This window comes from Paenibacillus abyssi, from assembly GCF_014640295.1.
Classification (GTDB): domain Bacteria; phylum Bacillota; class Bacilli; order Paenibacillales; family Paenibacillaceae; genus Paenibacillus_D; species Paenibacillus_D abyssi.
The window spans coordinates 256,175-277,559 of sequence record NZ_BMGR01000003.1 but is presented as its reverse complement, the minus strand read 5'-3'; the positions used below and the strand labels follow the sequence as shown (position 1 = coordinate 277,559).

Here is a 21,385-nt window from a genome sequence, read left to right as displayed (position 1 = left end):
GAAGAAGCCTATGCAAAGACGCTTAAAGCATGCCCTGCAGCAGCTGGTACGCTTCGGCTGGCAGCAAGCGCTTTCCTGTGTATTTCCCGTGGTCATCTTTGCCTCGCTGGCTCTGACACAGCTCATCCCCCTTCCCTGGCTGACCCGTTACGACTGGCTGCTGATCATCTGCCTGGCCATGCAGTTATGGATGCTACGTTCCGGACTTGAAACACGCGACGAGCTGAAGGTAATCACCGTCTTCCACCTGATCGGCTTGGCTCTGGAACTGTTCAAAGTGCATATGGGGTCCTGGTCGTACCCGGAAGAAGGCTGGACGAAGGTCGGCGGAGTCCCCCTCTATAGCGGATTTATGTATGCCAGCGTGGCCAGCTACCTGTGCCAGGCCTGGCGGCGCCTGAATGTCGACCTTATTCGTTGGCCCCCACTCTGGCTGGTCACTCCGCTTGCCGCTGCCATCTACCTGAATTTCTTCACCCACCATTATTGGATCGACATTCGCTGGTGGCTGTCGGCCTTGGTGCTGATCGTATTTTGGCGAACATGGGTTACCTATCAGGTCGGCCGTCATCGCTATCGGATGCCGCTTGCCCTCTCGTTCGTCCTGGTCGGCTTTTTTATTTGGATTGCGGAAAACGTTGCCACCTTCTTTAGCGCGTGGGAATATCCGAATCAATCCGACACCTGGCGGCTCGTCGATGTCAGTAAGATCAGCTCCTGGCTTCTGCTCGTTATCGTCAGCTTTCTGATCGTCGCCGCGTTGAAGCAAGTGAAGGAGCAGCGACCTGTGGTTGAAAAGGATAGCCGCAGCTCCTCTCGAAATGGCAGCAGCTTGCATCAGAAGCCCGATGAAGCGGTGGACAATTAAGCGCTTTCTCCCAAGCTTATCCCACATTCTTTCATCCCAGCTCCTGCGGGTCGAAACCCATAGGAGCTTCTCAGAAAGCATCAAACTCTTTTTTGACCCGACCACACATAGCCATTTCCCTCGAATTTGTCGTGCTTTTTTGCGGCATTAAAGAGAGCCCGTCAAGGCATGATCTGCGCCTTGACGGGCGTTTTGCTTTCACCCACGCTCGGTTGTGCCCCAGCCTAACGGCTGGGGTTGGCACACCCCGAGTGTGGGAACGCAGGGGGACGGAAGGGGGAGGTTTTAAGGATTTTCCTTCTTATAGCAACCTTGAAAGATGTTGTAAATAAAGCTTCTTCATAAATACTTATCATTTATCAGTGCGGATAGGCGATGTCATATTCAACTCCACAAGGGCCTCCATCCGGATTGGGCTGCATATCGACCGGTGTGCCGTCAGCGCGGAACAAAGGCCGGTAATGCTCGCCGATGCGGGTGGCGGATTCATTGGCATAATGGCATATAAATGCCCGGCGGAAGCGGTCCTTCGTCTTGTTGCGGTATGATCCGTGAATCAGATTGCCGTTGAAGAACAAGACGTCGCCCCTTTCCATGACAGCGGGAATGGCCTTTTCCTCTTTCGGCGGCTTTACGTAATGGGTCGTGAACGATTCATTGGCATCGGCCACATCAGGACAGACAATGTCATACGAATTTGTTTTCGGCACGACAAGCAGTCCGCCGTTTTCCTCATCTGCCTCATCGACGGCTGTCCATGCCGCGATGCAGTTCCCCGGCTCGACCTTCAAATAGAAATTATCCTGATGCAGCGCTTGGCCTCGTGAACCCGGCGGCTTGTAATAGAACATGCTCTGCGCGGCCAGCGCTTCTTCTCCATACAGATCGGCCAATACATCCAACACCGGCTTATGCAGCATATATTTCATCGCGGTTTCATTGTACCGGTGGGGGTGCATGACACGTGGATAACGCCCCAGCGGATCGGACGAATCCGTATCCAGCTCCGGCTCAAAATAGCCGGGAATCACTTGATGGCTGATTTCCTCAAATGTAGCTTCGATCTCTGCAAGATCCTCCTGGCTGAACAATCCTTTGACGATCAAATAACCTTCTTTTTCAAACGTGTCTATCTGCTCTTTTGTTAGCGCGCGATAAGTGCTGGACATCTGAACTCCTCCTTGTAAACAGAGAATCATACTTGATGTCTTCATCATATCGCTTTCACACGTAGGATTGAATAAATAATGATGCTAATTAGTCACACAATCCTGCTATAATGTTAATTAATCTATGAGCCATAAGTAGATGATTGTGCTTAATATAAGCTTGAGGAGGGGAAGCAGGTGAGGGTGAACAGCTCTACGGAATTCGACGGCCAGGCCTACGGCTTTGTCATCGCAGGGCATTTCAATGAGGACGATACCTATGTCACCAAGCGCCCGCAGGGCATGAGTGACTGGCTGATCACCTATACGCTCGGCGGCGAAGGTTATTTCATCACCCCGGGACAGGAAACTATCTGCCGGGCGGGAGATGTAACGTTATTAAAGTCCGGCCTTCCTCATCAGTACGGCACCCGGAAAGGCCAGACCTGGCATTTTGTCTGGGCTCATTTCTCCCCGCAATTGATGGAGCCCAGCCTGCTGCCGGATGAAAACCTTTTTCTGCAATCGGTGACCATTGAATCGACGCGCAAGCGCATCTACCACGCATTCAGAAGAATTCTCTCGGACTCAAGGGCACGCGGCGATTATTGGCACGAGCTTTGCATGAATGCTTTGCGTGAGATCCTGATGCTCGTGGCGCAGAAGAAACGGCAAACCTACGATGACCGGATCGGAGAAACGCTGCATCTGTTATCCCGGCATATGAAGGACCCGCTTCGTATTGAACAGTTGGCCAGAACGATCGGCCTTTCTCCATCGCGGCTGTCCCATCTGTTCAAAGAAAATACCGGACAATCGATTGTCGATGCGCTCAACCAGATGCGGATTCGCCAAGCCGCCCTTCTGCTTCAGCACACGGAGCGCAGCGCTTCTGAAGTCGCACTGGATGTGGGCTTCAACAACTATAACCATTTCATCAATCAATTCCGCAAACGGTTTGGCGTCAATCCGAGCACATTCAAGAAAAAGATACGGGAGTAGTGCCCCCCCCTCATCTCATGATCCGGTAATCCTTGGGCGAGTATCCGGAGAAGGCTTTAAACAACTTGATAAAATAACTGGTATTATCGTATCCCAGTGATTCGGCAATGTGCTCGACCTCAGTACGTAGTCATTCACACCGAGCCTTACTGCTTTTTGCGCATAGTGGAACTCATCATGACAGGAGAGAATGATGACCTGCAAGGCCGGGTGACGGCCAAGAAGGCCTGGTGACGGCCAAGAAGGCCTGGTCGGGCAGGACGTTCCCGATTGATCGCGCGCTATCATAACAAAAACCGTCAGGGAATGTCCCTGACGGTCGAGCTTGTCGATAAACCCGAATGATACTCATTACAAGCTCTGATAAAACCTTCTCGCGCTTTCTTTCTCCGAGAGCGGCAGGCGCTGCTGCACAGGCAGAATTTCCGGGAACGCCTTATGCGGCTCTCTTTGATACCAATAGGCGACCGATGAATAATCATTCGACTGGCAGTTGGCATGGCCGTGCTCGATGCTGAAGAGCAGGGACTTCTCAAACAGAATCGGGTCTGTGATATGGAAGCGGTACGTCGTCCATTTGCCGGAGCAATCATGGAATGGGATGATGTTGCGGTCGCGCCAAGCTTCTCCGTAACCCCGCAGCGGAGCGGCTAAGGAGATGCCGTGAAACGGTCCGTCGTACTTGCCGGACGGATAACCCCATGCCGCGCAGAAATAATCCTCCGTCCCCGTGCCATGCAGCGTCGGCGGCCACGTTTCCCCGTCGATGAAGAACATGTCATCGCCTTCCCCCGGCCATACAAAACCCGGAATCGGATTAATATGATCAACGCTGAGATTGCAGCCGACATAGTGGCCTTCTCCGACCGCATCCAATATGACATAATTCTCTTTGCCGTCCAAATTCGGTACCGCGTTCACCTTGTCCTCCGAATGCCAAGGATTCCCCTGCCCGTCATGCTCCGGTTTCAACGACAGCAAATCCATCGTGCCTATCGTAATCTCCCTGCGCCAATGCGCATGAAAGTAGAAGCTCTCCGCAGGTACAGGCGTTTCCAGATAATCGATATAGAAGTACATAATGAGATCCTGCTCACAATCATTGGTTATCTCGATACGCGCTTCCTTGGCAAACGGCATCTCAAAAAAACAATTCATCGCCGCTTTATTTTCCACCACGCCCTGGGTAGTGATCATATTTAGCGGAAGGGAAACGTAATGGCTGGCTACCCCGTGGCCGACGCCGAAGAAATCTCCGATCGGACTCTCAACGCTGGGCTCGGTTTCGCCATCCCAATACATTTTCAACATCACTTTCCGGAAGGAGTACTGTTCATTAATCGCAATTGTCGTCCAGATATGCTTAATGATGCCTGGCCCCTTGATATCCGCGATAACGGCGGTTTCACCGCTCTTGATCGTGATATTATCTTTATTCCGCCCCGTCTTGTCCCAGCTGGAGACACGTCTGGATTTTCCTTGCTTACGCAAGCTAAGTCCTTGTAGATCGAAACTCATTTAGAAAACTCCTCTCTTGATAACAATCCCTTAAAGCATAAGCCCCAAGGGAATCGTTATTCCATTCAAAATTATTGAGCAGCAAATTCTTCCCACGTCTTTTGAAACTGCTCGAACATCTGCTCCCTGGAAACCTGATTGCCTACAAAGGCTTGCATCGTACTTGCCATTTGGGATGTATTCGCTTCGTAACCCGGATAACGCTGCCACACCCAAGGAATCGCCTTACCGGCGTCGCTGTAGGCGATAATGTCGGCTGCCAGCGGCCCAAGCTGCGACTCATCCGCAGAAATTGTTTTCAATGCAGGGATAAATTTAAATTCTTCAACGATGTATCGCTTTCCTACCTCCGAAGTGACCATCCAATTCAGGAACGTCTTCGCCTGTTCCTTTACCGCTGAATTTTTATGCACAACCCAGTTGTTCGGAACGCCGATCGGAAGCTTATCCATTTTCTCCGCATCATCGTTAATCGGCATCGGAAGGAACCCGTGCTGCAGATCAGGATTAATGTCCAGAAGCTGGATTTGCGTCCAGTTCCCCTGCTGCATCATTGCCGCTTTGCCATTGGCAAAATTAGTAACCTGGGTGTTGTAATCGGTTTGCAGCGAATTAGGCTGCCCGTATTGAACCGTCAACTCAAACAGATTTGCCCATTCATTCAATGTTTGGTTTCCAGTGATCGTCTCTTGACCTTGTTTTACAGCTTCGATATAAGCTACAGGATCATCCTGCTGCGCAAATCCAATGTTCATCAAATGGTTCCCTAGAATCCACCACTCTGCATAACCGTTTATAAAAGGAGTGATTCCGGCATCCTGCAGTTGTTTAGCTGCTGCTTCCAGCTCGGAAATTGTTTTGGGAAGCTCTGTAATTCCCGCTTGTGCAAATAAATCCTTGTTATAGATAAATCCCCAGCCTTCCAAATTGAGCGGCATGCCGTAGACCTTGCCGTCCTTCGTCATTGGAACCTTGGCAAAATCATGAATATCACCTACCCACGGCTGATCGGTCAGATCTTCAAGATGCTCCTCCCACAAATCAAGATCACTGTGTCCTGCCACAAAGAAGATATCGGGCTTGTCTCCAGCGCTGAATTTTGTTTTCAGAGCGGCACTGTAATCGCAGCCCCCGCCGCATGTTTCCGTAACGACTTTGATACCCGGGTTCTCGGCTTCGTATTCCTTGGCCAACCGGTCCAACTGCTCCGCCATTTCCACCTTAAAGTTAAACACTTTCAATGTAACCTCTTTGGTTCCGCTGGCATCTCCGCCAGCCCCTTCGCTTGCCCCATTGTTGCCGTTGCCGCATCCGGCAATAATCAGCGTAATGATCATACTTAGCAATAATAATGTTTTTTTCATCTGTATGCCTCCCTTTTCTTTCTATGATTGTGTGATCATTATATAAGATATTTTTTTCGCCAAATACATCAATTATTGAACAACTTTGTGCAATTTTGTGACGTTATCCTTTGACCGAACCCGCCGTAATCCCTTCTACAATATGCTTCTGCATACTTAAGAAAAGAAGGATAATCGGCAGAATCCCCAGTACCAGCGCTGCAAGAGCCAAATCCCACTGCTTCGTGTACTGCCCGAAAAAATCATAGGTTGCAAGCGGTATCGTCTGCAGCTCTTTCCCGCTCAGAATCAGGGAAGGAAGCAGAAAGTCATTCCATAACCATAAACTGTTCAGCAGTACAACCGTTACCGTCATCGGCTTCAACAACGGAAATACAATCCGCCAAAACACCCCATACGCGTTACATCCGTCAACGACCGCAGACTCCTCGATTTCCTTAGGAATCGATTTAACAAAGCCATGATAAAGGAATAGATTCAGCGGCACGCCAAAACCGAAATAACAAATGATTAAACCCAGATGGCTGTTCATTAATCCCGCTATACTGCCTACCTTTACCAACGTAATCATGATGGATTGAAAGGGAATAACCATAGCCGATACGAACAAAATAAACAGGATATTCATCGCTTTACCAGGTGTACGAACCATCTTGTAAGCCGCCATTGAACTGATGATCACGAGCCCGATGTTACTGAAAATCGTAATAATCAATGAATTAGTAAATGCCCTCGGATAACTCATAATCTCCCAGGCTCTGGAGAAATTCGTGAAATTCAGCTCAGCCGGAAGGCTTGCCGAGTTGGTTAACAGGTCGCCATAGGACTTCAAGGAGTTCACAATGACGAAATAAAAAGGAACTAAAAACAGCAGCGCCAAGCCAATCACAATCATTTGAACGGCAGCTTTTCCAAGAAAGGAGAAACGTTCAGATCGCCCAACCATTAAGCTTGCACCTCCTTCTTCTTGGTGTACATCACTTGAAGGACAGTGACTAACGCGACGATAACAAAGAAGATAAATGCTTTTGCCGTTCCTAATCCATACCGGTTATTCCGGAAGGCTTCATAGTAAATATTGAGCGCCACCGATTCCGTTGAATTAAATGGGCCGCCTTTCGTAAGCGACAAGTTCAAATCAAATACCTTGAAGCACCACGAAATGGAAAGAAAGAAACAGACGGTAAATGCCGGCATGATTAACGGAACCGTAATCTGTTTAAGCATCACCCACTTGCTCGCCCCGTCGATATGGGCCGCTTCGATGAGTTCCTTCGGGACATTAATCAAAGCCGCAATGTAGATGACCATGACATAACCTGCGAACTGCCAGCATTGCACGATGACCAGTCCCCAGAATGCAGTTGCTGCATCCCCTAGCCAGGGAAGTTGAAAAAATCCGATACCCGTTAATTCCCCAACCGTTGCAAAGCCTTTTACGAAAATGAACTGCCAGATAAAGCCCAGCAGTAAGCCCCCGATTACGTTTGGAAGAAAGAAAACCGTCCGGTATACGTTTCGAAGCTTCATTTTCCTTGTTAGCAGCATTGCCAGTCCAAATCCGATTAAGTTGGTCAGCAGCACCGAGACGACCGTAAACCGGATCGTGAACCAAAAATCCTTGCGGAACAAATCGTCATCCATAAATATCTTTTTAAAATTATCGAGTCCGATGAAGGTTGCTTTGGAACTGACGCCATTCCAATCCGTTAAGGAATAATACATGCTCATCAAGAACGGGATGATTACAATGAGCGTGAAAAAAAACATTGCCGGCCCGATAAATACGAGATACTCCGGCCATTTAGAGCGTTTGATTGCTTTTGCCATTCTTCCTCCCCCTTGCTGTCCATCTGAAAGTAAGATCATTATAAAGGAGCGAAGACACGTCAAATACAACCGTATGTGATCGATTTTGTGCAAATTATTGAACTATAGCAAACTATGAACCGAGGTGTTAAACTGGAATACATCTTTGGAAAGCGGGGCGACCACCAATGAAATTACTGACAAGCAGTCTTCGAAATAAGCTCATTTTATTCCTGGTGATTGCAATTGTGCTGCCTATGGTGACTTCCATTGGGATCTCTTACTTCTATACAAGAGAGTCGATGAAAAACGAATTTATTCGTGAGAACTCCAATACCGTCTATCAAGGTAAAATCAATCTCTCCGAATACTTGGAGCAAATGAACCAGATTTCGCTGTCCGCTTATAACAATTTGCAGGAAAAAAACAGCTTGTATAACATAGTCGCGGATGGGCGGGGGGATTACCAAACCGAAAAACAGCTCTATAATGCACTAAACTCCATCGCTTCTGCCAATAAAGATATATTACAGGTCTACCTGCACCGAAAAAAAACAAATGATTCCTTTTTGATTATTGACGGCTTCTTTAAACGCGCCGAAGGAATCGATATTCTGGGTGGCCGTTTCCCCCTGCCGGATAATCGATACGACCCCTATTTCGAATTTGCTCATACGGCGCATAATTACGGGATGAACGATTTCCCTTATGCGCCCTCCGATACGGTCTTTACGTTGCACCGTCCCATATATAGGGCCCCATTAAAAGAATGGATCGGCACCCTCTCCATCGATTTTAAATTAAACGCTCTGGCTAATCTTTCCGACCTGCTCTATATCAAAGGTTCAGAAGAAATCTATATGATGGATATGAATGGCATGGTCATCTATTCCTCGGAAGAGGAGCTTATCGGTACGACCCTTGAGGACAGCTGGACGTTGCACTTAAAGAGTATGACATCGCCCTCCGGTCATTTTGACTGGAGCAGTCAAACCTTTAAAGGCACGACTATCTATGAAACAATCGGCATGTTCAACACGAAATGGCTATTGGCCAAGCGTATTCCTAACGATGTGATGTACCGAAATGCGGAACAATTCGTCAGAATCAATGCCCTTGTCATTGCATTATCGTTAGTTGTTATTGTAGCGGCTGCGGTATATATCTCATTTAAGCTGACCTTACCGATAAAACAGTTAATTGCCTCGGTCAAAAAAATAAAGCTGCGTAATTTAAAATTGGATATCGACTCAAAGAGCACCGATGAAATCGGCTTATTGGCCGACACGATACAAAATATGGTCGGTACAATCGACAGCTTGATTACGAAGGAGTACCGCCTTGAAATCGCGAATAAGGATAACCAGCTAAAGGCGCTGCAGGCCCAGATTAACCCGCACTTTATCTACAACACGCTGCAATCGATCGGCTCAATCGCCTTGCAGAATAATGTACTGAGAATATATGATTTGACTTCTTCTCTAGGTAAAATGATGCGGTATAATATGAACACCAATGAAACCATCGTACCGCTATCCAAAGAAATCGAACATATAACCGCTTATTTGGAGCTGCAAAAGCAACGATTCAAACAGCAGTTAACGTCTCATATGACGATTGATGAACGGGCCAAAGATATTCAAATTCCAAAAATGATCCTGCAGCCGATCATTGAAAACTATTTCAAGCACGGCTTCGATCAGCAAATCGGCGTAGGTGAAATTTGGATTCATATTGAACAGATCGATGCATCCATGCTGAGAATCAATGTACAGGATAACGGCAAAGGCGTAGAAACAAGCCGTTTGCAGCAGCTGCAGCAGCAATTGCTCGAAGGAAATGAACAACCCTCCCATCAGGAGAGCATTGGATTGTTTAACGTATTGTCGAGATTAAAGCTATACTTTCATCCCGAAGCGACAATTGGAATCGCCAATCGTGAGCCGAACGGCTTCTCGGTTACCCTTTGGATTCCTTTACAGGAGGAGCGACAACCAGAATGAAGGTACTAATTATTGACGATGAAGAAGATGTGAGAGAATCGATCCGGCTTATCATTCCGTGGAAAGATTATCAAATCGATACGATATTTGAGGCAGCCGATGGCATCAGCGCACAAGAGATCATCCAAAACGAGAAGCCCGAAATTATTTTTACAGATATCATTATGCCGGGAAAGAACGGACTGGAATTACTCGAGTGGATCCAGCAGTATGCTCCTAAAAGCAAAACAATCGTCATTAGCGGACACGATGATTACCAGTATGTGAGGCATACTCTGCAGCACGGTGGAATGGATTATATTCTCAAACCCATTGATCGGCACGAGATCATCAAATCGCTGCAGCAAGCACTCTCGGATTGGACCAAGGACGAGAGCCACCGCCAGCAATTGCTGGAGAGGAATAAAGAAATGAACCACATCAAGCCCTTCTATTGGGACAAGCTGTTCAGCAGCTTGATCACGAATCCCGAATGGAATCAACAGACTTTACGTGAATTAGACAAAGAATTCAATCTTCAGTCAGCAGATACATGTCAGATCGCAGTGTTGAGCATGCATTCTCTGCACGAAAAAATCATCCGAAAATTCGGAAACAATGTGGATTTACTGTATTTTGCCTTAACTAATATAGGCAACGAAGTGTTGGGGCAAACAAAGGAAGGTTATATGTTTCGGCATGTGAATAAAGATCAAGAAATCGTTCTGCTGATCTGGAAGAACCATAAACAGTTTATCAATAAAATCAGGAAAATGAACGAGACCTTTAAGCAGCTCCTTCATGCTTCCTTTCATTTTGGAGTAGGAGAAATCCAATCGTTCTCCGAAGGATTGGCAGATACATATAAACAGGCAAAACGGGCACTGCGCCAAAGCAATTATTTAGAGGAGCAATCCTATATTCATGAATTTACTGAAACGGAATCGCTCAAGTCACACAAACTGTTTTTCGCCGATTACGCCAAATCGATTACGATTGCGATAAAGAGCAACGAGCTCGAGCAAATTAATCAAGCCGTCGATCAATGGATTGAGGCCGTAAAAGAATTGCGCGTCATCACCCTCGATCAGCTTGAATATTGGCGGCATGAATACCATTTGATGAAAACTTATTTGTTGAAAGAGATGTTTCCGGATGAAGATGAGCATCAGCTCTCCTCTAAAAATCTCTTTTTCCCTTTAAACAGCGACGGCATGTTTTCGATCACGTTATGGCGGGAGGAGCTCATTTCCAATTGTGCGCAATTCGCTGCTATTCTTGTGCAAACGCAGAAAAAAGAGAACAGCGTGATTCATGAAATAAAAAAATATATCGACGACCATTACAACGAGGACTTAATGCTGCAAACCTTAGCCGACCAATTTTTTATAAGCAGAGAATACGTGTCCCGGAAGTTCAAGCAGGAATTCGGACAAAATGTATCGGATTATATCGAGTCCAAACGTGTAGAAAATGCACGAATACTACTGCTAAATGATACGTTCAGCATTTCGGAGATCGCAGCTTCGGCAGGATATCAGGATGCCAGATATTTCAGCAAGGTTTTCGCAAAGGTGGTGGGCGTCTCCCCCATGAAATATCGGAAGAAAATGCGAAACGAAGGATGAGGCAAGAGGGGTCCCCCCTCGCCTCATCCTTCTTCATTCCCTACAATGTCCAATACGTAATGGTATCGCTGATGCCAAGAATCAAGAACAGCACACCTGCAAGCCTTTGAATCCATCTCCCCAGGCTTTTTGCTCTTTTGATCATAAATCGGTCTATGCCGAAGCCTGCGGCAAGCCCGGCAAACAGCAGGAAGGGCATCGCCGTGCCCGCTGCGAACACGGAAGGCAGCACAGCGCCATACGGGGCTTGCAGCGCAAGCGGCATGAGCGAACCGAAGAACAGAATGAACATCGTGGGGCAAAATCCGATCGAGAAGGCGATCCCCATCAAAAAGGCTCCGCCTTTGCCACCCACACGATCAGCCGCACGCTGCAAACCTCCGGACAGACGACTGTGAAGCTGAAAGGGAAGACGCACCCATCCAAGCAAAAACAAACCGATGATTATTAGCAGAGGCCCCAGCAATTTTCTCGCAAATGAAAAGAGCGGAATAAAATCGCGGGCAATCTGCTGTCCGAACATCCAAAACAGGATGCCCAGCAGGCTGAATAATACGATTTTTCCTAACACATACATCGCCGTTTCCGGCCAGGTAAGCTTCGATAACGCGTGGCGGTTCCCAAAGTACGTGATCGCCGCCACATTGGCCGAGATCTGGCAGGGCGCCACCGATCCGACAAATCCCAGCAACAGAGCGGCGATCAGCGCAGTACTTGATTCCGATGCATGCAAGAACGGCTCGCTTAGGAAGGAACTGATTTCACTCCAAAATGAATACATATCCGTCTCCTCTTAGAATCCTGTAAAACCGCCATACAGATCAATAAAGAAAATCGTAATATCGGTCATCTTATCGGTATAGAGCAAAATGCCTGTCACCACCATCAACCCGCCGCCGACTTTCATGAGGGCATTGGAATGCTTCAGCAGCCATCGCATCTTGCCCATGAAGAAGGCCATCACGAAGAATGGAATGGCAAAGCCAATCGTGTAAGCAGTGGTATAGATCATTGATTCACCTGGACTGCTGATTCCCAAGGCAAGCACGGCAGCCAGTATCGGTCCCACGCAAGGCGTCCACCCCGCCGCATAGGTAATGCCCACCATCACGGAACCGAAATAACCTACCGGCTTTTGCTTCCACTCGAACCGCACATTTTTCATAAGAATCTTTGGAGTAAACACTCCGAGCATAACAAGTCCAAAGAGAACGACCATTATGCCACCCAGCTGCCGGATTAAATCCTGATAGTCGGCAAACAGATTTCCGATTAAGCTTGCGGACAAACCGAGCGCGAAAAAAATGATCGAAAACCCGACAATAAAGAAGGCGGTGTGCAAAAGAGCCTGTTTCCTGAACGCCCCTTTGCCTTCTTTCAGATCCTTGACGGAAACTCCGGTTATGTAAGATAAATAAGCGGGATAAAGCGGCAGGCAGCAAGGTGAAATGAACGATAGAAATCCGGCGCCAAATACAATCCACAGCGTTAAATCAGCAGCATTCATGAGATGTCCCCTTTTTCAAACTATTCATTGTAGTGTATTTAAATAAACCCCTTCGCTTACCGCTGGCCTTACATGGAAAACACGGTAACTTGGCTGGGTCGATGCGTTTATTGACACTACAAATTGTAGTATATAAAAATCTTGAAGGTCAATTCTCTTCATTGGATTGGCAAATTTGAAATGACAATTGCGTGAACGTTTAAGCCTCAGGCCTCTTCCTTGGAGGCTTCAATCGTTTTCACGATGATCTGCTCGAGTGTTTCGGGTGAGACAACGCCGTTCATAACGTGGACAATCGTTCCACTGCCGTCGACGAAATAAGTGACCGGAATGGATCTGACATTGTAGAGCTTTTTTACTGTTCCCTGCTCGTCGAGCAGCACTGGAAAGTCGAATTGATATTCCTCCGCGAAAGCGGCCGCCCCTTCAATGCTGTCGTCAGACGTTAAATTAACCGCATAAAACTCCATCTCGCCTTTATACTTGTCATAGAAACGAACGAGATCCGGTGCTTCGATCCGGCAAGGAGCGCACCAGGATGCCCAAAAGTTAATTAGAACCGGTTTGCCTTGAAGAGACTCCAATGCGTAAGATTCGCCGTTAAATCCTTGGAGCTCAAACCCAGGTGAGGGATTGCCAGCTTTGGCAGGCAGATCTTTCTCGGGACGTCCCGATTGAATGACGGCTAAAATAACCAGAATAGCGATAGCGCTTAGCAATAACAGTTGTTTACGCAAGCTTCATGTTCCTCCTTTGTCGATACCGGGCTACATACAGCCGCTGGCCACAATGCTGCTTAGTATGAACATCATGAATGATGAGATGGTTAAAGGCATGAGTTTCAGCAGCGGCACATGTATTTTCTTTTTCGGATCAATTAACCGCAGCATCCGGTAGTTGATGGCTTGATCGGAGACAAAACCAATGCCGACAGGCAGCCTTTGGCTCATCCGGGAAAACCTTAATAATACGCTGGCTAGGTCTACCCGTGTTTGCATTTGCCTAACCGCGTAACCATCCGCCTCCAATTCGATCCATACTTCAATATAATGCGACAATCGTTTGAGGATAGGGATGTAAGGCAGGCTGTCTTTCATGACCTTCATGATTAACATGCGGGCAGGGTCGTAACTGCGGCAGTGGCTGCATTCATGCAGCACGATGGCTTCTATCTCGCGCGCCGAGAATTCGGATAGAAGAGCCGATGAGACAACAATTCGCGGCCGTATAAAACCTGAGGTTAGCGCCAGTACAGCGTTATGGCGGATCACGATAATTTCTTGCCCGTACTGTCTATACTTCCTGTTCAGCTGTTTGGACAACCGGTTATGCCGGGCTGCCTTGACGTAGATGTTCCATCTTCCGGCCAGTACAAGCTGCTTATACAACGACCACAGAAGCATTCCGAAACTGAATGCAATCAAGACGTGGATTCCAAGAACCATCATTTGCTGCGAGAGTGTTTGTCCATTTAATGCGGTAACACAATACTGTACGATGCCCCCTATCGGATCGAATCCGAATAATTCATGGAGAACATAGATTGCCATTTGAGTCCAGACAAAGCCGCTGATCAGCATCATAACAACCAGGACAACGTGATGTTTTTGCAGCTTCATGGCTTTCCACGCTTCCACTCATCCAGCCTGGCTTCCAATAAACTCATCAGCTCGGGGTCAGCTTGTACAGCGGCATCAAACATTTGATTAACGACCAGCTCACCGTATTCATGTACCAGCTCTTCGGTTACGATCCGGGTTTGCTCATGAATGAACTGCGCTTTACTCTGTATCGGCTGGTAACAGCTTGTTCGATTGCGTCCACTGCCGTTTACAGTCTTCTTGAGAAACCCTTTCTCATATAGACGGTTCAAAACAGTCATAACTGTATTAAAAGAAAGCTCTTCATCAAGCAAGGATTGAACCTTCTTGATCGTAATCTCTTCATGCTTCCATACAATCTCCATGATCTGAGCTTCCAGTGAGCCAAAAAAACGGTTCAATCCTTCTTCCCTTAGTTTCATGCGCTGTATTTTCAACGTCTGCGCCTCCTTTCCTTCCCTCGTATCATATCACATCCCATCAGCACACTAATACAATAGGCAAGCCCGCAATGGAACGCAGGCTTGCCTATATGTTTCGGATTATGTAATTGCGTTTAATTATTACCAATCATAGCTTTATAATCCTCTTCGCTCACAACTCGGCGTGCTGTTACATATCTTTTCTCATAATAGGTATCCGACATGTTGCTGATTCTTACGCCTCTACTGCTGGAGGAATGTGCGAATTGGCCGTCTCCTATGTAGATTCCCGCATGCGATACACCTTTGCCGCTTGTATTAAAAAATACAAGATCTCCCGGACGAAGGTTATCTTTGGTTACCCTGGTTCCTGTTTCTGCTTGCGATCTCGATGTTCTTGGAAGCTCTACATTATACTGATTAAAGATGTGCAGGATGAATCCGGAGCAATCAAACCCTGCTGTGGTCGTTCCACCCCATTTGTAAGGTGTGCCTACAACCTCGTCGACTGCATCCCTTAAGTCAGGGCGGTCAGCAAATGCGACTCCTGTGATGGATACAAACAACATCAAAGCTCCTAACAATGACACGACAACTTTCTTCAACGACAAGTTCTCCTTCCGGTGCCTACGAGGTTAGCTAAGGATTCGGTAGAAGGTTCCCTATAATCCCTCAACATCAGGATTAATTCACCCGCAATGGGTCCCCCGTTTTTCATTACTGAAAATTCGGCAATTATTATGTTTTATTTCACATAGAGTAGAATAATTCGGTTTTTGGTGTCGTTTTCCTTCTGAGAAAACATTAGAATACTTTCATTTTTTTCATAATTTTCTAATATAAAAGGCCTATTAAGGGCCTCCCAAAAAGGTGTACAACCTCGAAAATTGAAGCGGCCGGGCAACTGCCCGGCCGACAACTATTGGTTAATGTTCTCATTATTCTAATAAATGCTGATTCCTTCATTTTCCTTAAAAAGTGCTTCAAGATAGAAGTAATCGCCCCAGCTTGTGCATTCTATCTTCCCTTTACCGGCCGGATAATGGTAACAGCCCTCGATCAGCAATCCTTCCTGCCCATCCTCCAAGCTGCAGGCGCATTCCGCCTCCAGCGCTTCTAACATCCTCCTTGCGTGCGTTGCCCAGACCTTGGCATTCGACATAGAGGATTCCTGCTGGGCCAGCTCCAATAGTCCTGCAGCCGCAATTGCCGCAGCGGAAGAATCCCGCACTGTCTGATCCCCCTGCGGCCTGTCGAAATCCCACGGCGGAATTCGTTCATCGCCCTGCAGCAATTGAAGATACTTTTGCGCCGCTTTTCTTGACGCCTCCAAAAAAAGCGGTTCGTGCGTATGTTTATAGGCAAGCGCAAAGCCATAAATCGCCCAAGCCTGTCCTCTTGACCACGTGGAATCGGTGGAATGGCCCTGATGCGTACCAGGCCCGACAGTCTGACCGCTTACCGGATTGAAATCATACGTATGATAAAAAGTGCCATCCTCCCGCATTAAATAGCTCAGGCTTGTGTGGGCATGGCGAAGCGCGATTTCATGCAGGCGTGATTCTCCGCCTTCTTGAGCCGCCCAGAACAGCAGCGGCAAATTCATCATGCAGTCGATGATGATTTTCCCTGCATCCTCATCTGTATCTATAGCCCCCCATGCCCGGATGAAGCCGCCCCGTTCATTGTAGCGCTGAGCCAAATGTCCTGCCGCCTTTAAAGCAAGCTCACGCGCCGCGAGATCTCCTGTAAATTGGTAGTTCGCTTTGGCAGAGAGATAGAATTGAAAGCCGAGATCATGCCCGGAATTCGGACCGGTCCGCTCGAGCCACTCAGACAGGCTGCGCTCGAACACCACAGCCTGCTTCGCATATTCCCGCTTGCCGCCATGTGCGTAAAGCAGCCAAAGCAGGCCCGGCCAGAATCCCGCAGTCCACATTATTTTCCCGTGGAGGCCTTTGCGGTAGGAGTACCCTTCGGAAACATGCGGGTTTTGCAGTCCTGTATACCCTATCGTGTAATCTGCCGCTTTCACGGCACGGCGTATGATTTCAACAGTATTTGATACCATTTCCGACATCTCACTCATTCCATCAAGTTATTTTTGTAAACCCGAGGTTTGCCCTGCCTTCAAGAAGCAATTCTTGTAATTTATCGATCGGCACGTCGCCTGTCTTACAATCCAGCTTTGCCGCAAGCGCTGCAGCCGCTCCTGCCGCTTGACCGATCGCCATACAGCTCGGGGTTAACCGCGTCGTGGCTTGAGCCTCATGGGTGGTAGAAATACAGCGGCCTGCGAGCAGAAGATTTGTTATCGTCTGCGGCACGATACACCGGTAAGGAATATCATAAGCCCCGCCTTCTTTAATAAAATTCGAGGTGATGCCTGTTCCCTCCGGATTGTGGATATCGACAGGATAACCGCTTCTGGCGATGACATCATCAAAACGCCTGGCGCTCAGCACATCTTCCCCATTCAATATATACGCTCCTAATATCCGTCTCGTTTCCCTGATGCCGATCTGCGTCCCAACTTGTGATAGATAGGCATTCTCAAAACCGGGAACAGCATCCCGCAGAAAGCGCTCAAGCATCATCACCTGGTATCTTCCCTCAACCTCCGCGCTCGACAATTCCAATTGATTCAACGGATCCAGCCCCGATACGCGGGATACATTGACAAGCACCTCGTCCTCGCCGGGACCTGTAAATAACAGCACGCCATCCCTTGGGATCGGCAGGTCGGCTTTCTTCCACTGCCGGTAAAATCCCATTACGCCGGTTAATGGCAGTTCGTCGAGCTGGGAGATCAGCGATTTCTCATAAAACTCCTCCGGATGATCCTTCATGTACTGCTTGATTTGATCAATCCGAACGCCGCGCATCCGAAATTTCATCGTCAGGGGCTGAACCTTGTTCTCATCATTGCCTTTTTCCCAAGGCGCCCCAGCCAAATAGGCGACATCTCCGTCACCCGATGCGTCTACATAAGCGGATGCACGTATCGCAAACCTGCCGTTTTTCGTTTGAACCGTCACAAACTTAATCTCGCCTTGCTCCGATTCCACGTCCGCAACCATGGCATGCAGAAGCAATTGCACTTTGGCGTCTTCCAATAATTGAAAGGCTAGAACTTTATATACTTCCGGATTATAGGGTGTAAGCGTATGGACAAAACCAACCGTATCCCGCAAATGTCCGGGAGATGCGTGAAGCTGGATCAGCCGGTCGACAATTTCCTGAGCAATGCCGTGAATCACCTGCTCCCCTGATGCGGAATGAAAGGTCATCCAAGGATACACAAGCGCCAAGGTGGACATGCCGCCTAGGAAACCGTAACGTTCAACGAGAATCGTCTTTGCTCCTGCGCGAGCTGCAGCCAATGCGGCATTAATTCCTGCAGGACCTCCTCCAAGCACCGCTACGTCATAATGATGTTCGAGCATCGACACTTTTTTCAACTCCTCTTTTTTGGAGCGCTCCCATTTTGTTGTGCAGAAAACGGCAGCCGCCATCCCTTAACAGTTAGCGGCACCGTTTCTTGATTCTCACAAATCAGGTTTCCGGCTGCTCCAAAATTCCGAAAACCTGTAGATTCCAGTTATTTTTTACCAGTTAAGCTCCTGAATAATAAATCGGGAGCGCTCCCACATTCTATATTATGCGTGAATTCATCTAGGATGTCAACTCTCAGTTTGCTGGTTGCAAAGCGCTGTCACCCGGGCGGCATAGACATATTCGCCTTTACGCGTAAAGGAGACCTTCTCGCCATTAAGCATTACGCGATTCGCCTTCGGTGCATAAATGGCTATAGCCGTCTTATAATCCTCGTCAGCGATCAACTCTCTGCCGTTGACCGATAAGGTTGTGTCCTCCCATGAGAGGCTCAGATCTTCAATGGGCAGGGAAGATTTAATTATATCCCTATCCTTTTTACACAGTATAGAACCGGATACGATAAGTGCGCTTCTCAGCGCGCCACGGCCTTGTTCCTCTACATAGACGGATTTCCCGTCGAATCTGTAATCACTGAAGCCTCTTTCTCTCGGAGGATCGGCCTGTTTTTCATGAGATAAGTAATAGTAGCCGGTTCGCAGTCCGGCTGCGCTCGCCTTTTCAATTTTCAACGCTGTTGCTGTGCTGCGTTCCACATCCAGATTAAGCCGTTCTACCGTTACTTTTGTGTCATCGTCGTTTCGCACCGGATACAGAACGGTATCAAAAGTAACGTCACCCTCAGCTTGTTTTAGGTAAGACACATACTTGGCATCCGTAACCGTATAGAATCTCTCAGAGTAGTAACCGTTCGTTAAACCAGCATGGATATCCGCCGGATCGGCAGGCACGATCTGAATATTGGGCCCCCCATCCGCAAATGAAGTAGCCGCCGCTTTCGTACCGGGATCTATGGATACGCCTGCTTGTGGCAGCACATGCCAGTTTTGCTCGTAATTGTTTACTCCTGTACCGCCTGTTATATGATCCGATACGATCCAGAAGCCAGGTTTCACAAACAAGATGCTGCGTTCATGCTCATAGCCAGGAGTGCCTAACGTATTCCCCGCCAGGAAATCAAAGCCCTGATTATGAATCAACGTATGCACATCGCCATCACAGCCGACTTCCTGGGCTTTCCCGTTAATTTCGATCGTGTTGTGAGCTTTCGTCGTTTTGCGCAGCCAATTGGAAATATCATCTTCGGAATATGTGTATGCTCCCGGATCAACGATCAGCGGCCTGCCGTAACCATAGACGATCACACTGAGCTTATCCGGATGCTGATGAGCGCCGGCGGCAGTATTGATATGCAAGTACAGATCATTCTCATTCCATCCCGTTCTGAGCACTCCGCTGTTGTGGACAGGGTATAACGTGGAGGTATAAGGAGGCACCGCTCCTTCTTCGCCTCCACTCCCTGCATAGATCAGATAAGGATCATTGGTTTGCCGCCCGATCTCCAGCACCAATGGCTTGTGATCATTATATGCCCCGTCCCCCAGCATCGGATCTCTTCCGTTAGGAAACGAGATATCCATTACATATTTGCCCGCTCTGCGCAGCTGTTTGTCATAATCTTCAGAGAAACGCTTGTTGTTCAGCGTACCGAATCTCTTGATATTCAGAAACTCTTGGATAGCGATCGCCGCATAAGTCGTCGATGATTCGGTATAAGCCCCGTCCTTCAAGTAAATGCTGGAGAACAGGTGCTCAAGTCGCTGGCCGAGCAGCTTCTCCCATCGCTTCGACTGTGCAAATTCCGGAAAGTAAGCCGCGATATGATAAAAGCCTTTGGACTCGATCGCTCCCCAATTCGAGTTATCGGTAAACCGGTTCTCCAGGAATTGCGCTGTTTTCCATAATGTTTTTAAAATCGCAACATTGGAGGAAGGCGTAAGCGAGGGGCTTTCCCTCAGTACTTGGTACGCATTAATCCAGTTGTACGCCCGGATCGCCGAATCCAGCGTCCTCGGGTAGGAGCCCGCGCCCTGCTCCCCGCCATAAGATTCGGTGTCATAGATAAAATCCATCATCATCATGACCAGATGATCAGAATATACCCGATCCGATGTTGCCAGATATTCAGCCATTAACGGGTTCACAAAATAAAATCGCGGGATCTGAAACCCGTATTCCGCATCAGATGCCGGAGGTTCCTTCCAGTCCGTGCCGCCTGTAATGCCTTCCCAGGAAAAGGTCTTGCCATAATGATTATTCCAATTCAGCTCCTGCTCACTCCAGCCTGTGTTGTTCGTGCCGTACACCATCACCTGGAAACCGCCGGTCTGTGAAACATTCACTCCGTATACATGCAAAGATGCGCTCTCCACATCCCCTTCAAGCCCGCTCAAATCGAACTGGATGTAGGATTTGCTCGTCTGAGCACTGAATGGGGCTCCTGCATCCTGCACCAGCAATTCCTTAGCCGTGCCGAAATTAGTGCCGCTTGCTCCAGCCAAAACGTAGGTATCTTTGATCGCGCTGCGTTTATGAATTTGACCGTCGATCATAATCTCCAGCTGCGGCTGGTTTACAGACTGTTTACGGCTGTGGAACTTCGCCAGATCTCCTTTATGCCGGGCCATTAGGAGGAATGACAATTCGTTGCCGGAAGCGACAGCTTGCTTCACATGTTCCGTGACGTCGCCCTGCACGGCCTGATACTCGTTGCCGACTGTGATCGTCGTTGCGTAACTTTCCCCGGACAAGGTCAATATCCAGTCCATGAGCAGCTTCGTCACTTCCGTATTACGAGCACTCTCGAAATCCGCTAATACCCGATATCCGTGACGGGCTTGGTAATACGCGAGAAGAGCGGCTTTGGCTGTTTCATAATTCCCCTGTTTAACCGCAAACTCCACATCAGCAAGACTGAAGCAGTATTGATAATTGATCTTCCCTTCCATCTTCCAGAACTCGGACTGCGTATCCCATATGCCGAAAAATTCGCAGTCCGACATCGCGCTTGGTTCTTCCATATTCCGGTTAACCTTTGTAAACATCAATGAAATAAACCTCCGTCATACGAATGCCCTATT

General features: G+C 48.0%; 19 protein-coding genes and 1 riboswitch. Of the genes, 4 read left to right on the top strand and 15 right to left on the bottom strand.

Annotated features, from left to right (window positions below):
- The first annotated feature begins 10 nt into the window (after positions 1-10).
- Entirely contained in the window at positions 11-868 is an 858-nt protein-coding gene (locus IEW11_RS05935) for a DUF817 domain-containing protein (protein ID WP_188529902.1), read from the top strand.
- 359 nt (positions 869-1,227) lie between these two features.
- Here IEW11_RS05935 and IEW11_RS05930 read toward each other — a convergent pair whose 3' ends face one another.
- Positions 1,228-2,037: a phytanoyl-CoA dioxygenase family protein gene (locus IEW11_RS05930; RefSeq protein WP_188529900.1), complete on the bottom strand. Its 810-nt coding sequence runs from the start codon at positions 2,035-2,037 to the stop codon at positions 1,228-1,230.
- 177 nt (positions 2,038-2,214) lie between these two features.
- Here IEW11_RS05930 and IEW11_RS05925 point away from each other — a divergent pair, with 177 nt between their 5' ends.
- Positions 2,215-3,018: a helix-turn-helix domain-containing protein gene (locus tag IEW11_RS05925; protein ID WP_229724973.1), complete on the top strand. Its 804-nt coding sequence runs from the start codon at positions 2,215-2,217 to the stop codon at positions 3,016-3,018.
- A 10-nt stretch (positions 3,019-3,028) separates the two neighbouring features.
- Here the strand turns inward: IEW11_RS05925 and IEW11_RS25300 are convergent, their stop codons facing one another.
- The 5 genes from IEW11_RS25300 to IEW11_RS05900 all read right to left on the bottom strand — a co-directional run bounded on the left by IEW11_RS25300 (position 3,029) and on the right by IEW11_RS05900 (position 7,730).
- A complete protein-coding gene (locus IEW11_RS25300) occupies positions 3,029-3,115 on the bottom strand; it encodes a hypothetical protein (protein WP_373289308.1) in 87 nt (28 codons plus the stop codon).
- A gap of 254 nt (positions 3,116-3,369) precedes the next feature.
- On the bottom strand, positions 3,370-4,536 hold the full coding sequence (locus IEW11_RS05915) for a glycoside hydrolase family 172 protein (RefSeq protein ID WP_188529898.1): 1,167 nt from the start codon (positions 4,534-4,536) through the stop codon (positions 3,370-3,372).
- A 71-nt stretch (positions 4,537-4,607) separates the two neighbouring features.
- Positions 4,608-5,900 (bottom strand): ABC transporter substrate-binding protein, encoded by a 1,293-nt coding sequence (locus tag IEW11_RS05910; protein ID WP_188529896.1) that lies wholly within the window; start codon positions 5,898-5,900, stop codon positions 4,608-4,610.
- A gap of 103 nt (positions 5,901-6,003) precedes the next feature.
- A complete protein-coding gene (locus IEW11_RS05905) occupies positions 6,004-6,846 on the bottom strand; it encodes a carbohydrate ABC transporter permease (RefSeq protein ID WP_188529895.1) in 843 nt (280 codons plus the stop codon).
- A complete protein-coding gene (locus IEW11_RS05900) occupies positions 6,846-7,730 on the bottom strand; it encodes a carbohydrate ABC transporter permease (protein WP_188529893.1) in 885 nt (294 codons plus the stop codon). Before IEW11_RS05900 ends, IEW11_RS05905 begins: the two co-directional genes overlap by 1 nt.
- Positions 7,731-7,897: 167 nt before the next feature.
- Here IEW11_RS05900 and IEW11_RS05895 point away from each other — a divergent pair, with 167 nt between their 5' ends.
- Together IEW11_RS05895 and IEW11_RS05890 are read left to right on the top strand one after the other, a co-directional pair.
- Positions 7,898-9,712 carry a cache domain-containing sensor histidine kinase gene (locus tag IEW11_RS05895; protein ID WP_188529891.1) on the top strand — a complete coding sequence of 605 codons (1,815 nt, stop codon included), beginning with the start codon at positions 7,898-7,900 and terminating at the stop codon, positions 9,710-9,712.
- Complete coding sequence (locus tag IEW11_RS05890) at positions 9,709-11,319, top strand: response regulator (protein ID WP_188529889.1); 1,611 nt, start codon at positions 9,709-9,711, stop codon at positions 11,317-11,319. The genes IEW11_RS05895 and IEW11_RS05890 overlap by 4 nt, the downstream gene beginning before the upstream one ends.
- A gap of 40 nt (positions 11,320-11,359) precedes the next feature.
- Here IEW11_RS05890 and IEW11_RS05885 read toward each other — a convergent pair whose 3' ends face one another.
- From IEW11_RS05885 to IEW11_RS05845, 9 genes are all read right to left on the bottom strand, one after another.
- Positions 11,360-12,100, bottom strand: a complete 741-nt coding sequence (locus IEW11_RS05885) for an urease accessory protein UreH domain-containing protein (protein ID WP_188529887.1) — start codon at positions 12,098-12,100, stop codon at positions 11,360-11,362.
- 12 nt (positions 12,101-12,112) lie between these two features.
- The gene (locus tag IEW11_RS05880) at positions 12,113-12,826 is read right to left on the bottom strand and encodes a cytochrome c biogenesis CcdA family protein (protein ID WP_188529885.1); all 714 of its coding nucleotides are present in this window, start codon (positions 12,824-12,826) and stop codon (positions 12,113-12,115) included.
- A 206-nt stretch (positions 12,827-13,032) separates the two neighbouring features.
- Entirely contained in the window at positions 13,033-13,563 is a 531-nt protein-coding gene (locus IEW11_RS05875; RefSeq protein ID WP_188529883.1) for a TlpA family protein disulfide reductase, read from the bottom strand.
- Between the two features lie 30 nt (positions 13,564-13,593).
- Positions 13,594-14,445 (bottom strand): M56 family metallopeptidase, encoded by an 852-nt coding sequence (locus tag IEW11_RS05870; RefSeq protein ID WP_188529882.1) that lies wholly within the window; start codon positions 14,443-14,445, stop codon positions 13,594-13,596.
- Positions 14,442-14,864 carry a BlaI/MecI/CopY family transcriptional regulator gene (locus IEW11_RS05865; protein ID WP_188529880.1) on the bottom strand — a complete coding sequence of 141 codons (423 nt, stop codon included), beginning with the start codon at positions 14,862-14,864 and terminating at the stop codon, positions 14,442-14,444. Before IEW11_RS05865 ends, IEW11_RS05870 begins: the two co-directional genes overlap by 4 nt.
- Before the next feature lie 119 nt (positions 14,865-14,983).
- Positions 14,984-15,454 (bottom strand): C40 family peptidase, encoded by a 471-nt coding sequence (locus tag IEW11_RS05860; RefSeq protein ID WP_188529878.1) that lies wholly within the window; start codon positions 15,452-15,454, stop codon positions 14,984-14,986.
- A 4-nt stretch (positions 15,455-15,458) separates the two neighbouring features.
- Positions 15,459-15,593: riboswitch (cyclic di-AMP (ydaO/yuaA leader) on the bottom strand.
- 199 nt (positions 15,594-15,792) lie between these two features.
- Entirely contained in the window at positions 15,793-16,920 is a 1,128-nt protein-coding gene (locus IEW11_RS05855; RefSeq protein WP_188529876.1) for a glycoside hydrolase family 88 protein, read from the bottom strand.
- A 22-nt stretch (positions 16,921-16,942) separates the two neighbouring features.
- Complete coding sequence (locus IEW11_RS05850; RefSeq protein WP_188530227.1) at positions 16,943-18,295, bottom strand: FAD-dependent oxidoreductase; 1,353 nt, start codon at positions 18,293-18,295, stop codon at positions 16,943-16,945.
- Positions 18,296-18,532: 237 nt separating this feature from the next.
- Positions 18,533-21,349: a heparinase II/III family protein gene (locus IEW11_RS05845; protein WP_229724988.1), complete on the bottom strand. Its 2,817-nt coding sequence runs from the start codon at positions 21,347-21,349 to the stop codon at positions 18,533-18,535.
- Between the last annotated feature and the right edge of the window lie 36 nt (positions 21,350-21,385).

Coding starts and splice junctions, on each gene's coding strand:
- IEW11_RS05930 (WP_188529900.1), bottom strand. CDS start 2,037: ATGTCCAGCACTTATCGCGCGCTAACAAAAGAGCAGATAGACACGTTT.
- IEW11_RS05845 (WP_229724988.1), bottom strand. CDS start 21,349: ATGTTTACAAAGGTTAACCGGAATATGGAAGAACCAAGCGCGATGTCG.
- IEW11_RS05935 (WP_188529902.1), top strand. CDS start 11: ATGCAAAGACGCTTAAAGCATGCCCTGCAGCAGCTGGTACGCTTCGGC.
- IEW11_RS05850 (WP_188530227.1), bottom strand. CDS start 18,295: ATGCTCGAACATCATTATGACGTAGCGGTGCTTGGAGGAGGTCCTGCA.
- IEW11_RS05880 (WP_188529885.1), bottom strand. CDS start 12,826: ATGAATGCTGCTGATTTAACGCTGTGGATTGTATTTGGCGCCGGATTT.
- IEW11_RS05915 (WP_188529898.1), bottom strand. CDS start 4,536: ATGAGTTTCGATCTACAAGGACTTAGCTTGCGTAAGCAAGGAAAATCC.
- IEW11_RS05855 (WP_188529876.1), bottom strand. CDS start 16,920: ATGGTATCAAATACTGTTGAAATCATACGCCGTGCCGTGAAAGCGGCA.
- IEW11_RS05905 (WP_188529895.1), bottom strand. CDS start 6,846: ATGGTTGGGCGATCTGAACGTTTCTCCTTTCTTGGAAAAGCTGCCGTT.
- IEW11_RS05890 (WP_188529889.1), top strand. CDS start 9,709: ATGAAGGTACTAATTATTGACGATGAAGAAGATGTGAGAGAATCGATC.
- IEW11_RS05900 (WP_188529893.1), bottom strand. CDS start 7,730: ATGGCAAAAGCAATCAAACGCTCTAAATGGCCGGAGTATCTCGTATTT.
- IEW11_RS05895 (WP_188529891.1), top strand. CDS start 7,898: ATGAAATTACTGACAAGCAGTCTTCGAAATAAGCTCATTTTATTCCTG.
- IEW11_RS05910 (WP_188529896.1), bottom strand. CDS start 5,900: ATGAAAAAAACATTATTATTGCTAAGTATGATCATTACGCTGATTATT.
- IEW11_RS05885 (WP_188529887.1), bottom strand. CDS start 12,100: ATGTATTCATTTTGGAGTGAAATCAGTTCCTTCCTAAGCGAGCCGTTC.
- IEW11_RS05870 (WP_188529882.1), bottom strand. CDS start 14,445: ATGAAGCTGCAAAAACATCACGTTGTCCTGGTTGTTATGATGCTGATC.